This window comes from Paractinoplanes deccanensis, assembly GCF_016862115.1.
GTDB lineage: Bacteria > Actinomycetota > Actinomycetes > Mycobacteriales > Micromonosporaceae > Actinoplanes > Actinoplanes deccanensis.
Genome location: NZ_BOMI01000099.1, coordinates 1 through 13,073, shown reverse-complemented (window position 1 = coordinate 13,073; position 13,073 = coordinate 1). Strand labels below are relative to the sequence as shown.

The window sequence follows — 13,073 nt, the reverse complement described above, 5'->3', positions numbered from 1 at the left end:
GGCCGCACCCGACACACCGCGACCGGTCACGCCGGGCGGGACAGCGCCGGGCACGCCACGGCCCGTCGCGCCCGGACCGCCGGGAGTGCCTCGCTCGCCGATCACCGCGCCGGACGGCAGTGGCGCGCGGCCACCCGGCCGCCTCCCGCCGGACGCCGGCGGCACGGAACCCACGCCGCCACCGATGATCGGTCCCCCGCCGCCGCCGCCGGGCGCGAGACCAGGAACGATCGGAGGCACCGCACCGGCCCCACCGGCACCCGGAAGCGGCCCAGCGCCGCCAGGAAGCGGCCCACCGCCGGCCGGAAGCGGCCCACCGCCGGCCGGAAGCGGTCCAGCCTCGCCGCCGAGCCCACCGGGTGGGTTGATCACACCCGCCAGATCGGGGCCGCCGCCGGGAAGCGTGCCCACACCGCCGACTCCCACACCGCCGGCCCCGACAGCGCCACCGGCCCCGACAGCGCCACCGGCTCCGACAGCGCCGCCGTTGCCGAGATCCGCATTGTCCGGGAGCGTCGCGCTCTGGCCCGGCAGCGGCGGCACCGGCTCATGCGGCACAGCAACGTCAACCCCACCAGGCCCGAGACGCGCGGATCCGGGCGGCGGCCACTCCCGTACCCCCTCGATCTTGAGTTCGTAGGCCGGCGGGACCTTGAGCATCGCCACCGCGTCCTGCACGGCGCGCTCCGCGTTGATCATGTGTTGGCGGGCCTGCTCGTCGATCTCTTCCTCGGCGCTGTCGAACCAGCGCGGCACGAGGTCGCTGCTCTTGTCCTTGTACTTCTCCCAGAGCGGCTCGATCTGCTTCTTCGCGCCCGCGAGCGCGTTCAGGATGTTGTCGAGCCCGTTGCCCGTGGTGTCCGCGTCGGCGGAGGCCGTCTCGAGCTGCGTGATCAGGGTGTCGAGCTGGTTGATGAAGGCGCTCGCCGACTGGTTCTCGTCCGGCGGCCAGGCCGCCGCCAGGTCGGCGCGGGCCGCCACCAGGGCGTCGCGCTGGCTGCGCACCGAGCCGGCGAGCCGTCGCCAGGCGTCCACCTGCGAGCGGGCCAGCGCGTCGTCCTCGTTCATCACCATCGACCACAACCGGGGCGTGTTGTACGCCGCCCAGTTGGTGCAGAAGCTGCTGGTCAGCACGGGCTCGCTCATATCGCCGGCCCGCCTTCCCGCTGCTTGCGGATCTCGACGGCGGCGGCGTGCAGGGCGCCGTTGACGTAGTCGACCCGCTGCTGGGCGGTCAGGTCGCCGCGGTCGAACATCGCCGCCACCGAGGTCGCCGCGTCGGCGAGCACGCGGGCCGCGTACATGTACTCCACGATGTTGTTCGTCGAGGCGCGCAGGCTCTCCGCGTACCTCTGCTTGGCGGCGTGGACCCCGCCGCTCGCGTTGCCGGCGCCGAAGCGCACGCCCGAGTCGAGGTAGACCCTCGCGTCGGAATAGCCCGGCTCGATGGTCCGGGACGTGTCGTCGTGAACCTTGCCGGAAAATGCCGTCAGACCGTCGCTCTCGACGCGAATGCCGTCACCCACGGCCGCCTCCCCCGTAGCTACGTCGTCTCGCAACGCACCGAGGGTAGCGACCGATGTCGAACTCAGGAACCCCGTGAGCTACCGGATGATCACTTAGGGTGCCGGAATTCCCTAGGTCAGGCGGGTGACGGCGGCGGCGACGCGCTCGTCCGTGGCGGTCAGCGCGATCCGCACGTGCCGGTCGGCCGCGGGGCCGTAGAAGGCGCCGGGAGCTGCGAGGATGCCGCGCTCGGCGAGCCAGTCGACGGTCTGCCAGCTGTCCTCGCCGCGGGTCGACCAGAGGTAGAGCCCGGCCTCCGAGTGGCTGATCTCGAAGCCGGCCTTGGTCAGGGCGGTACGCAGGCTGTCCCGTCGCGCCGCGTACAGGTCGCGCTGGGCCGCCACGTGCGTCTCGTCGCCGAGCGCGGCGATCATGGCGGCCTGGACGGGGGCCGGGACGATCATGCCGGCGTGCTTGCGGATGGCGAGCAGCTCGCCGACCAGCGCGGGGTCGCCGCCGACGAAACCGGCGCGGTAGCCCGCGAGGTTGGAGCGCTTGGAGAGCGAGTGCACGGCGAGCACGCCGGTGTAGTCACCGCCGGTCACCGCGTCGTCGAGCACCGAGACGGGCCGGGCCTCCCAGCCGAGCGAGAGGTAACACTCGTCGCTGACCACGACCGCGCCGCGCTCGCGACCCCAGTCGACGACCTTGCGCAGGTGGTCGACGGGCAGGACCTTGCCGGTCGGGTTGGACGGCGAGTTGATCCAGACCAGCTTGACCCGCGGCGTGGGGCCCACGGCGGTCAGCGAGTCGGAGCGGATCACGGTGGCGCCGGCGAGGCGCACGCCCACCTCGTACGTCGGGTAGCAGACCGACGGGATCACGACGACGTCGCCGGGCCCGACACCGAGCAGGGTGGGCAGCCAGGCCACCAGCTCCTTGGAGCCGATCGTCGGCAGCACGCCGAGCTTGCCCGAGGCGTTGCAGGCACGGGCCAGCCAATCGGCGATCGCCGTGCGCAGGGCCGGGGTGCCGGCGGTCAGCGGGTATCCCGGAGCGTCCGACGCGTCCGCGAGGGCGCGCCGGATCAGCTCGGGAACCGGGTCGACCGGGGTGCCGACCGAGAGGTCGACGATCCCGCCGGGGTGCGCGGCGGCCTTGGCCTTGGCCGGCTCGAGCAGATCCCAGGGGAAGTCAGGCAGGGCCGCGGAGAGCGTGCTCAGTGCGCGTCACCCCGGGGCGGCTGCGCCAGCACGAACGGAGCGTCCTTGTCGATCTTGCCGACCTTGGCGGCGCCACCGGGCGAACCGAGATCCTCGAAGAACTCGTAGTTCGCGTTCGTGTAGTCCTTCCACTGCTCCGGGACGTCGTCCTCGTAGAAGATCGCCTCGACCGGGCAGACCGGCTCACACGCCCCGCAGTCGACACACTCATCGGGGTGGATGTAGAGCATCCGGTTGCCCTCGTAGATGCAGTCGACGGGGCATTCCTCGATGCACGCCTTGTCGAGTACATCGACGCATGGCTCAGCGATGATGTAGGTCACGGGTCTTTCCCTCCAAAGCCTCGCACGGCTCACCGCCGGCGACAGTTGCAGAGCCTAGTATCTCCGCCGGAGGAGGTGACACGTGCTCCGTCGGCAGGATGTGGGACACCGGGTGGTGGTACGCCGCATTGTAGGCGTTACCCGGGACCGGACGCTCTACACGGACGCCCTCGGTGAGCTGGTCGACCTCACGGAGACCGAGCTGACCATCGCGACCGACAAGGGCACCGTCAAGGTGCCGCTGCGTGAGGTGCACCGCGCGAAGCGGGTGCCGGCCGCTCGCCGCCCACCGGCCCGCGACGTCATCGACCTGGAGCTGGCCGCGAACGCCGCCTGGCCCGCTCCGGTGCAGGCGAGACTCGGCGGCTGGATCCTGCGCGCCGCCGAGAACTGGACCGGCAGGGCCAACTCCGCGCTCGCGGTGGGCGACCCCGACCGGACGCTCGAGGCGGCGATCGACGGCGTGATCGAGTGGTACGAGGCGCACGGCCAGCGCCCGCTGATCAACGCGCCCATGCCGCTCGCCGCGCCGGTCAACGCGGCCCTCGACGCGCGGGGCTGGACCGCGCGGCCGCTCACGTTGGTGCAGACGGCCCTGCTCGCACCGTTGCTGTCGCGCCTGCCCGCCCGCGCCGACCTGCCGCCGGTCGAGCTCGCCGACACCCCGGGCGACGACTGGTACGCCATGGTGGCCGACCACAAGGGCACCCTGCCGGCCACCGCGGTCCGCATCCTCACCGGGCCCGACGAGGTCGTCTTCGCCCACGTGCGCGACGCCGACGGCGGGCTGCTCGCGGTGGCCCGGGGCGCGGTCACCGACCCGGGCCGCTGGCTGGGCGTCTCGCTGCTGCAGACCGCGCCGGGCGCCCGCCGGCAGGGCATCGCGCAGCACGTGTTGCGCGGCCTCGCCCAGTGGGGCGTGCAGCACAACGCGACCCGCGCCTACCTTCAGGTGGAGGAGCGCAACGCGCCTGCGGTCACCCTCTACGGCCGGGTGGGTTTCGGCACCCACCACACCTATCTGACGCGTGCGGCCCCCGAGGGCTAGCGGCGGACGACCTTGCGGGGCTTGGCCTGCCGGGATTCCGTGTACGCCTTGAGCGAGCGCGACCGGTAGTCCTTGGCCAGCGCCACGGCGACCCAGTAGCCGACGAGCGTGCCGCCGATCGCGAACCCGCCGTACAGCCAGACCTGGGAGAAGAAGTTGCCGGCGCCGCCGGAGAAGGGCTGAGTGCCGCTGACGAACGGTCCGGCCAGGATGGTCAGCAGCATGCCGGCGAGCGCGCCGAAGACCAGGTCGGGCAGCCACTCGGAGGGCCGGCGCCGCTGGCACACGAGGAACGTGCAGACGGCGAGGACGAGCCCGATCATCGAGAACATGGCGATCGAGGCGTGCCCCTCGGCAGCGTCGTCACCGTCGAACACGAAGCGGGTGACCAGGCGGGCCACCACATTGATCGCGAACAACCCGACCGCCAGCGCCGCGATCGGGAACCAGCGCTGCTGCCTCATTCTTCTTGCCTCCCGCACACGAATCGTGGTTCGGGATCGTAGCGCCAGGTGAACTTCTCGCGCGCGATCTCACGGCCATCTTTGCGGATGACGCGCCATGCATCCTGGGTGAAACCTGGGAGTCCGCTGCTAGTTAGGCACTTGGGCCCGTCCTCGCGGTGCACGGTGGGCGGGCTGGTGATGTTGCGCCGCGGCCCGTACACGGTCTTGACACTGTCGTAGACCTTTGTGCTCCACATCGAGACGGTCACCGAGCGCCCGGTGGTCGCGGTGTCGATGAGGATCCCGTACGGCGTCGTGTTCTGGAATTTGAGGTCCAGCGTCGGATAGAAGATCGTCGACTCGATGACGGCCGGGTAGCGCGAGAAGTAGAACGAGTGCGGCTTGTGCTCGACGTCCTTCAGGCCGGCGTAGTAGGCGGCGTTGAACAGCGTCGTCGTGAACTGGGAAGCGCCGCCGCCGACCCCCGGCTCCAGCACGCCGTTGACGATGACCGGGGCGTCCTTGTACCCGTTCGCGTAGTTCCGTTCGCCCGTGTGCCCGTTCAGCGAGAAGGTCTCGCCGGGCTTGACGATCGCGCCGTCCACCGCCTTGGCGATCGTGATGATGTTCTGACTGCGCGGCGACCGGGCACCCCCGGTGAAGTAGGTGGTGAAGGTCGACACCCGCTCCTTGATCCCGAGCGCGGCGGCCTGCGCGTCGGTGGTGCCGGCCGGCGTCGCCCTCAGCGTGCCGGTGATCGCCCGCGGCGCGGCCAACGGCAGCACCCCGAGCAGGTCGGCGCCGAGCTTGCCCAGGTCGACGACCTTCCCCGGCACGCTCGCCACGATCTTCGGAGCCCCGTTCGCCAACGTGACCTTGGCCTGCTGAGCGGGCGTCTCCACCTTCGCGAGCTCCTTGGCGGCGGCCGCACGCAACCGCACGCCGTCGATCGCCGGGCTCAGCCGCCCGTCGCTGTCCGAGCGAAAGACCAGCCCTTTGGCGATGGCCGCCGGCGTCAGCTGGAACGTCCCCGCCCCCACCCGCACGGTCACCGGCGCCGCCACCGCGGGCTTCGCCACCTCCGCGACCAGCCGGTCCACCTCCGCCTTCGTCATCGCCGGCGCCCGCTCGACCAGCGACACGACCGCCACCTCCCCACGAGGCCACGCGGCCCGCACCCCGGCCGCCGCGCTCCCCCGATCAAGGTCAAGACCCGGGCTCGGGTACGAGACCACGGGCGCCACCCCCGCGAACCCGATCGCGGGCCGCTTCACGGTGACGCGGCCGCTCCTGAGCTGCGCGCGCAGGGCCGCCTCGAGCTTCTTCTCGTCAAGCCGTACGACGGGCGCGACCTCCTCGGCACCCACCAGCCGCACGCCGCTCCGGGCCGCCGCGTCCACGGTGGCCGGCACATCGACCGCCAGCCCCACCGAAGCAGCGGGAAGCGCGACATCCTTCCCGTCGACCCGAACCCGCAGCGGCCGCTCGTCCCAGGCGGCGGCCTCGGCGGCCAGCAGCTTGGTGGCCTCCGCCCGCGTCTTGGCCCCCAGCGGAACGCCGAGCACCTCGGTCCCGCGCGGGATGTCCCCGGCGGTCGCATAGGCCCCGGCGCCGGCGGCGGCCCCCACCAGCGCGACAACGACACCGGCCGCGACGATCCACGGCCGCTTGGAACGCCGCCCTGCCCCGGTATCAGCAGGCGCCCGATCTGAGGGCACGGTCTCGTGGGCGGCGACGCCCTCGGGTGCGGCCGGCCCGGTAGGCGCGCTTTCCTGCGCGGGCTGCTCCGTGGGGGCGCTCTTCTGCGCCGCCGAGTCCGCGATCGCGGACGGCGTGTCGGGGCTGGACTGCACGCGCGCTCACCTCACCGTCGGGCGCGGGAAGCCCCGCGAATCGGCCGGCCACAGTATCAGCCGGCTTCGATTCGTGCATACGCCCCGCGACGACTGCCGGTTCACCGGCTCGGCCCTGGCCCGGTCAGGATCGCGCGTGGCGGGTGGTTCAGGGAAGGGTGCGCTTCAAGATCAAGCGATAGGAGTACACCGCATAGGTGAGGCTGCCGACGAGGATCATCACGAGGGCGATCCAGTTCTCGCCGCCGAGCAGGTAGTCGCCCTCGCTCGTGCGCACGCCGGCGCCGAGCAGCATCAGCAGGGTCCAGAGCGCCCACGGCGGCCCGAGCGCCCACTTGCGGCGGGTGGTGGTGACGGCGAACCACGCGATGCCGTAGTTGAGCACCGCGGCCAGCACGATCGAGAGGCCGAGCAGGGGGCCGCCGCCCGAGCCGATCGCGTCGCCGCTCCAGACGGAGACGACGTCGCCGGCGCGCAGCGTGGTGAGCAGCAGCTCGAAGACGCCGCTGACGAAGGAGGCGAGGACGGCGACCACCAGGCCGCCCCAGCGGATCAGCGGCTCGGCGCCGGCCCACGGCTCGCGGCCCGGCGTGACCTCGACGGTGGGGCGCTCATCGCCACCCGCGGTCTCGCCGGGCAGGGCGTCGCCCGTCTGCGGTGAGCTCACCGCGATCTCCTTGCTACCGGCCGATCCGCCGGTCTCTTCCCCCGCGGCACGGGCCGCCGGGACGCGCCGGCGGGCGCCCGTGTCCGCCTGGCTCATCGGGCGGTCGCCTCGGCGGCGGACGGCTGGGCGGGCGCCGGGACGGACGCGGTGGCCGGCTCTTCGAGGCCGAGGCCGCTGAACAGGTCGCTCTCCCAGTTGTGCGGGCCCTCGCCGGGGCCCCGGGTGCCCTTGGCGAGCGTGAAGTACTCGACGCCCATGAACTCGCCGCCGAAGTCGCCGGCGATGCCGTACAGCCAGGAGTTGTCGGGGATCTGCGTGGCGTGCGCGCGCATCGCCGCGACCTTTTGCTGGTAGTGGTCGGTGCCGTCCATGCGGGCGGCGATCTCGTCGTCGGGGTGGCCGAACGGCAGGTCCTCGACGCGCTCGACGTCGGCGAACGGGTTGTCGGAGAGCTCGCGGAACGCCTCCATGCCGTCGCGCAGGACGCTGATCGGCATGGCCGTCCAGTAGATCTTCTGCGGGCCCTCGTCGCCGGCCAGCTCGGCCGCGCGCATCGCGACCCGGTGGGCCTGGATGTGGTCGGGGTGGCCGTAGAAGCCGTTCGGGTCGTACGTGATCATGACCTGGGGGCGGACCTCGCGGATGACCTCGAGGAGCAGCGCGGCCGCCTCGTCGAGGTCGGCCTGCCAGAACGCCCGCGGGTTGTCGTTGGTCGGCAGGCCCATCATGCCGGAGTCGCGGTATCGGCCGGCGCCGCCGAGGAAGCGGTGGTCGGTCACGCCCAGCGCGGCGCAGGCGCGCTCGAGCTCGACGATGCGGTAGCCGCCGAGCTGGTCGGCCTGTGCCGCCTCGAGCTGCGCGAGCGCGGGGACGTGGATCTCACCCTCCTCGCCGAGGGTGCAGGTCACGAGCGTCACGTGGGCGCCGGAGGCGGCGTAGTGGGCCATGGTGGCGCCGGTGCCGGTGACCTCGTCGTCGGGATGGGCGTGCACCAGCAGCAGCCGGCGTGCGGGCAGGGCGTCAGTCACGGCCGCAACTCTACGCGGGACCTCCGGCGGCTTCCGGGACGCCGGGCTGCGGGTTTGGGGCGCGCGGAGGCGGCTTGATCAGCGATGCTGTCCAGGTGGACTACCCCGGACTCGCGCAGCGCACCGGTCACTTCCGCTACGGCGCTCCGCACGCGGTGACGGTCGGCGCGGACGGTGCGCGGGTCGCGTTCCTGCGCTCCTCGGGGCCGGAGGACCCGTACGACGGCCTCTGGGTCCTGCATGTGGCGACCGCCACCGAGACCCTTGTCGCCGCGGGGCCCGTCACCTCGTACGCCATCGATCGTGACTGCCGGATCGCGGCGTTCGCCCACGAGGGCCGGCTCTGCCGGGCCGACCTGGTCGCGGCGGAGGTGACGCCGGTGCCGACCGAGGGGCCGGCCGAGGATCCGCGTCCCGATCCCGCGGGCCGCTCCATCGGATATGTCACGTGGGAGAACGGCGCGGCCTCGCTGCGGGTCACCGGCCCGGAGGGCGACCGGCTGCTGGCCGGCGAGTCCGGCAACGCCTGGCGCGAGCACGGCGGCTCGATCTCGTGGGGGGTCGCGGACGACACGGCGCGGCGGTTCGGCCGCGACCGGGGCTGGTGGTGGGCGCCGGACGGCAGCCAGATCCTCGCCGCTCGCACGGCCGCCTCGACCAGCCTGCACCTGCTCGATCTCGACTACGGCTGGGTCGACGTGCATTGGGACCGGGAGACTTATCCGTACGTCGTGAGCGTGCGCTGGGCGGACAGCGGGCCGCCGCTGGTCACCGTGTTGCGCCGGCTCCAGCAGCACGGCCTCGTGCTGGCCATCGACCCGCGCACCGGCGAGACGCAGGTGCACGCCGAGCTGGCCGACGCGCGCTGGGTGGAGCCGGTGGCCGGCACCCCGCGCCACCTGCCCGACGGGCGGGTGCTGGTCGGCGGCGAGCTGGCCCACGACGGCTTCGACGCGCGCTGCCTGTTCGCGGACGGGAGCCTGCTGACCCCGCCGGGCCTCTACGTGCGGCGGGTGGTCGGGTCGGTGCCGCGGCCCGGCGGCCCGTCGAGCGCACCGGACCTGGTGATCGAGGGCACCGAGGGCGACCCGGGCAGCCAGGCCGTCTTCCGCGTGCGTACCTCTCTGGGCGGGGGTGGAGCGGAAGCCAGGAGGATCACCGCGACCCCCGGCTGGCACCGGGCCGAGACCGGCGGCGACGTCCTCGTCGTCGACGACGAGGTGTGGCGCGGCGAGGCCCTCGTCACCACGCTGCGCAACCTGGCGGCGCCCCTGCCCGTGACCGGTCCGCCGATCCTCGAACGCGTCACCGACCGGCGGCTTCCCGCGGCGGTGCGCTATCCGGCGGGCTTCGTCGGCGGCGCGCGCATCCCGGTGCTGGTCACGCTCGGCGACGGCCCGGGGCGTCAGCAGGTCGTGCACGACCCGCTGACCTGGCCGGAGCGGCAGTGGTGGGCCGATCACGGCTTCGCCGTGGTGAGCATCGACGGCAGGGGTACGCCGGGCATCGCGCCCAGCTTCGAGAAGGTCGTCCATCGCCGGCTGGTCGACGTGGCGCTCGCCGACCAGGTGGACGCCCTGCTCGCGCTCGTCGGCAAGCACCCCGACCTCGACCTTTCGACAGTGGCGGTACGCGGCGCCGGCCTCGGCGGATGGCTCGCCGCGATGGCCGTGCTGCGGCGCCCCGACGTCTTCCACCGTGGGGTGGCCCGCTCGCCGGCGCTCGACTGGAACGACCTGCCCACCGTCCTCGCCGAGCGCTATCTGGGCGACCGCCGCGACGCGGCCGAGGTGTACGAGCACCACAGCCTCCTCGGCGCCGAGCCCTCGGGCGCCCTGTTGATCGTGGGCGCCTCGCTCCCCGGCATCGCGTCCGTGGAGTCCGCGACCCTCGAAGACGAGCTCGCGTTCCTGCGCGGAGATTTTGTCGCACCCTTCCCCTAGGGTCGCCTCATGAGCCACTTCGATGAGGCGTCCACGGCGGTGCAGGCCGCGCTGGACGCCGGCGCGCGATACGCCGACTGCCGCGTCATGCTGCGGCGCTCCGAGTCGATGACCTCCCGCGACGGCGAGGTGGAGGACCTCGAGTCCGGTGAGAGCGCCGGCCTGGGCGTGCGGGCGCTGGTCGGCTCCAGCTGGGGCTTCTACGCCGTGCCCGACCTCTCCGAGTCCGCGGCTCGCGCGGCGGGCCGCCGGGCCGCCGAGATCGCCGCGGCCAGCGCCACGGTGCCCGGCCCGCCGATCGACCTGGTGCCCGGCGCCGCCGTCGAGGCGAGCTGGGCCAGCGCCTGCGAGGTCGACCCGCTCGGCGTGCCGCTGTCCACCAAGGGCGACCTGCTGGTGCGCGCGACCGCCGCGGCCAAGGAGGCCGGCGCCGACCTCGCCGAGGGCATCTACCAGATCTGGGACACGAGCAAGTGGTTCGTCTCCAGCGACGGCCACCGCATCGACCAGCACATCCGCGAGTGCGGCGCGGGCGTCACCGCCAGCGCCTACGGCGACGGCGAGATCCAGCGCCGCTCCTGGCCGTCCCACCGGGGGCAATACGGCACGAGTGGCTGGGAGCTGGTCGACGGCCTCGACCTGGTGGCCAACGCGCCGCGCATGGCCGAGGAGGCGCGCGCCCTGCTCACCGCGCCGCTGTGCCCGTCCGGCGAGACCACGCTGGTGCTCGGCGGCGAGCAGCTGGCGCTGCAGATCCACGAGTCGGTGGGGCACGCCATCGAGCTCGACCGCATCCTCGGCTGGGAGGCCGCCTTCGCCGGCACCAGCTGGCTCGACCTGGCCCAGCTCGGCTCGCTGCGCTACGGCTCCGAGCTGATGAACATCACCATCGACCCGAGCATCCCGGGCGCGCTCGGCAGCTTCGGCTTCGACGACGAGGGCACCCCGGCGGCCAAGCGCGACGCGGTGCGCGACGGCATCTGGGTGGGGGTGCTGGCCGGCCGCGACTCGGCCGCGGTCGCCGGGCTCGACTACGCGGGCAGCGTCCGCTCCGACGGCTGGGCCCGGCTGCCCATGGTCCGCATGACCAATGTGGGCCTCGAGCCCGGCCCGCACACGCTCGACGAGATCATCGCGTCGACCGGCGACGGCGTCTTCATGGACATCAACCGGTCCTGGTCGATCGACGACAAGCGGCTCAACTTCCAGTTCGGCTGCGAGATCGGCTACGAGATCAAGAACGGCAAGCTCGGCCGCATGCTGCGCAACCCGACCTACACCGGCATCGGCCCCCGGTTCTGGCAGTCGATGGACATGCTCTCCTCCGAGACGATCGCCTGGGGCACGCCCAACTGCGGCAAGGGCCAGCCCGGCCAGGTCGGCCACACCGGCCATCCCGCGGCTCCGGCCCGGTTCACCAACGTGCGAGTGGGGGTGCGCGGATGACCGCCGACATCGTCCGGAGCGGCGTCGAGCTCGAGCTCGCGGCCCGCGTCGTCGAGCTGGTCCGCGAGATCGCGGGCCCGGCCGCCGATGCCGAGGTGATGGTGCGCCACGACGCCGAGGCGCTGACCCGCTTCGCCAACTCGGCCATCCACCAAAACGTCGCCGAGGCGACCACGACCATCCGGCTTCGCCTTCACCTCGACGGCCGGACGGCGAGCAGCTCCACCACGGTGATCGAGCCGGCGGGCCTGCGGGGCCTGGTCGAGCGCACGGTGACCGCGGTGCGGCTCAGCCCGCCCGACACGACCTGGCCGGGCCTCACGCCGCCGACGCCGCTGCACGGGCACGCGGGCTACCACGGCTCGGGCCCGCGATCCGGGCTCGACTTCGGCTTCGACGAGGCGACCGCGCGGGCCACCCCGGCCGAGCGGGCCGAGCGGGTGCGCGACTTCGTCCGCGCCGCCGAGGGGCTCGAGACGGCGGGCTATTGCCGCACGGCGTACACGTCCGCCGCGTTCGCCAACAGCGCCGGGCAGGCGGTCGAGGGCCGCACGGCCGAGGCGGCGATGGACGGCATCGCGCGTCTCGCCGGCGCCGACGGCGTGGCCCGGCTGGCCGGCGGGCGCATCGCCGACCTCGACGGCGCCGTCCTGGGCGCGCGGGCGGCCGCCAAGGCGCGGGCGGCGCAGGACCCGGTCGAGCTGCCCCCGGGCAAATACGAGGTGGTGCTCGAGCCGGAGGCGGTCGCCGACCTGCTCGACAACTTCGCGACGTTCGGCTTCAACGGCCGGGCGTTCGCGCAGAAGCAGTCCTTCGCCGAGCTCGAGGCCGACCAGTTCGACCCGGCGGTGACCATTGTGGACGAGCCGCTGGGCAGCCGCGAGGAGCCGGCGCCGGGCCTGCCGTTCGACAGCGAGGGCACGCCGCGCGAGTCCCTGGTGCTGGTCCGCGACGGCGTGACCAAGGCCGTGGCCCACGACCGCGCCTCGGCGGCCGACGCGGGCACGACCTCCACGGGCCACGCCTCCCCGGCGTCGCGCTCCTGGGGCCCGATGGCCAGCCACATGCGGCTCGAGGCGGCGCCCTCGTCCACCGAGTCGCCCCTGCCGCCGGCCGCCGCCGCAAGCCCGATCGCCGAGTCGGCCCGCCCACTCGTCGCCCGCATGCGGCGCGGCCTGCTGATCACCGATTTGTGGTACACGAGGGTCCTCGACCAAAAGGCCCTGATCATCACCGGCCTGACCCGCAACGGCGTCTGGCTGATCGAGGACGGCGAGATCACCCGCCCGGTGAGCAACATGCGCTTCACCCAGTCCTACCCACAGGCCCTGTCCCGCGGCGCCGTCCTGGGCATCGGCAGCGAGTCGGTCCTCCTGCCCGACCGCTGGTCCGGCACCCGCTACGCGGCCCCCGCCCTCCACCTGGCCAGCTGGAACCTCACCGGCAACGCCTCCGGCTGACCCCCACCCCATCGGCCCGGCCGAGCCCGCCTCGGCCGAGCCGCCGCACTGCCTGACCTCGACCCACTCGGCGCGGCGGGCCGCCACACTGCCCCACCCCGACCCGCTCGGGCTCGACCGGCCCGCCGCG

The 13,073-nt window shown here is 73.3% G+C and carries 11 protein-coding genes and 1 pseudogene; 4 read left to right on the top strand and 8 right to left on the bottom strand.

Annotated elements, in window-relative coordinates; all coding sequences use genetic code 11:
* From Ade02nite_RS50370 to fdxA, 4 genes and pseudogenes are all read right to left on the bottom strand, one after another.
* Positions 1-1,146, bottom strand: a pseudogene (locus Ade02nite_RS50370) (hypothetical protein); the annotation flags it as partial.
* Positions 1,143-1,526, bottom strand: a complete 384-nt coding sequence (locus tag Ade02nite_RS25340; protein ID WP_203768829.1) for a hypothetical protein — start codon at positions 1,524-1,526, stop codon at positions 1,143-1,145. The gene Ade02nite_RS25340 and the pseudogene Ade02nite_RS50370, both read right to left, overlap by 4 nt.
* 111 nt (positions 1,527-1,637) lie before the next feature.
* Positions 1,638-2,729 (bottom strand): succinyldiaminopimelate transaminase, encoded by a 1,092-nt coding sequence (dapC, locus tag Ade02nite_RS25335; RefSeq protein ID WP_203768848.1) that lies wholly within the window; start codon positions 2,727-2,729, stop codon positions 1,638-1,640.
* Positions 2,726-3,052: a ferredoxin gene (gene fdxA / locus Ade02nite_RS25330; protein WP_203768827.1), complete on the bottom strand. Its 327-nt coding sequence runs from the start codon at positions 3,050-3,052 to the stop codon at positions 2,726-2,728. Before fdxA ends, dapC begins: the two co-directional genes overlap by 4 nt.
* Positions 3,053-3,134: 82 nt before the next feature.
* On the opposite strand from fdxA, the gene Ade02nite_RS25325 reads away from it, so the two are divergent.
* Complete coding sequence (locus tag Ade02nite_RS25325; protein ID WP_203768825.1) at positions 3,135-4,100, top strand: GNAT family N-acetyltransferase; 966 nt, start codon at positions 3,135-3,137, stop codon at positions 4,098-4,100.
* On the opposite strand, the gene Ade02nite_RS25320 is transcribed toward Ade02nite_RS25325, so the two are convergent.
* The 4 genes from Ade02nite_RS25320 to mshB all read right to left on the bottom strand — a co-directional run bounded on the left by Ade02nite_RS25320 (position 4,097) and on the right by mshB (position 8,094).
* Positions 4,097-4,564, bottom strand: coding sequence for a hypothetical protein (locus Ade02nite_RS25320; protein ID WP_203768823.1), 468 nt, complete (start codon positions 4,562-4,564; stop codon positions 4,097-4,099). The genes Ade02nite_RS25325 and Ade02nite_RS25320 overlap by 4 nt on opposite strands.
* Positions 4,561-6,399 carry a VanW family protein gene (locus Ade02nite_RS25315; RefSeq protein WP_239169039.1) on the bottom strand — a complete coding sequence of 613 codons (1,839 nt, stop codon included), beginning with the start codon at positions 6,397-6,399 and terminating at the stop codon, positions 4,561-4,563. The genes Ade02nite_RS25320 and Ade02nite_RS25315 overlap by 4 nt, the downstream gene beginning before the upstream one ends.
* A gap of 148 nt (positions 6,400-6,547) precedes the next feature.
* On the bottom strand, positions 6,548-7,066 hold the full coding sequence (locus tag Ade02nite_RS25310) for a hypothetical protein (protein WP_239169038.1): 519 nt from the start codon (positions 7,064-7,066) through the stop codon (positions 6,548-6,550).
* Positions 7,067-7,158: 92 nt separating this feature from the next.
* Positions 7,159-8,094 carry an N-acetyl-1-D-myo-inositol-2-amino-2-deoxy-alpha-D-glucopyranoside deacetylase gene (gene mshB / locus Ade02nite_RS25305; RefSeq protein WP_203768821.1) on the bottom strand — a complete coding sequence of 312 codons (936 nt, stop codon included), beginning with the start codon at positions 8,092-8,094 and terminating at the stop codon, positions 7,159-7,161.
* 155 nt (positions 8,095-8,249) lie between these two features.
* Between mshB and Ade02nite_RS25300 the strand changes: the two genes are divergently transcribed.
* From Ade02nite_RS25300 to Ade02nite_RS25290, 3 genes are read left to right on the top strand one after another with little or no spacing between them, the layout of a single operon-like run.
* Positions 8,250-10,037, top strand: a complete 1,788-nt coding sequence (locus Ade02nite_RS25300; protein WP_379037263.1) for a S9 family peptidase — start codon at positions 8,250-8,252, stop codon at positions 10,035-10,037.
* 9 nt (positions 10,038-10,046) lie between these two features.
* Positions 10,047-11,483, top strand: coding sequence for a TldD/PmbA family protein (locus Ade02nite_RS25295; RefSeq protein WP_203768811.1), 1,437 nt, complete (start codon positions 10,047-10,049; stop codon positions 11,481-11,483).
* On the top strand, positions 11,480-12,943 hold the full coding sequence (locus tag Ade02nite_RS25290) for a TldD/PmbA family protein (RefSeq protein ID WP_203768809.1): 1,464 nt from the start codon (positions 11,480-11,482) through the stop codon (positions 12,941-12,943). Before Ade02nite_RS25295 ends, Ade02nite_RS25290 begins: the two co-directional genes overlap by 4 nt.
* Positions 12,944-13,073 lie beyond the last annotated feature (130 nt).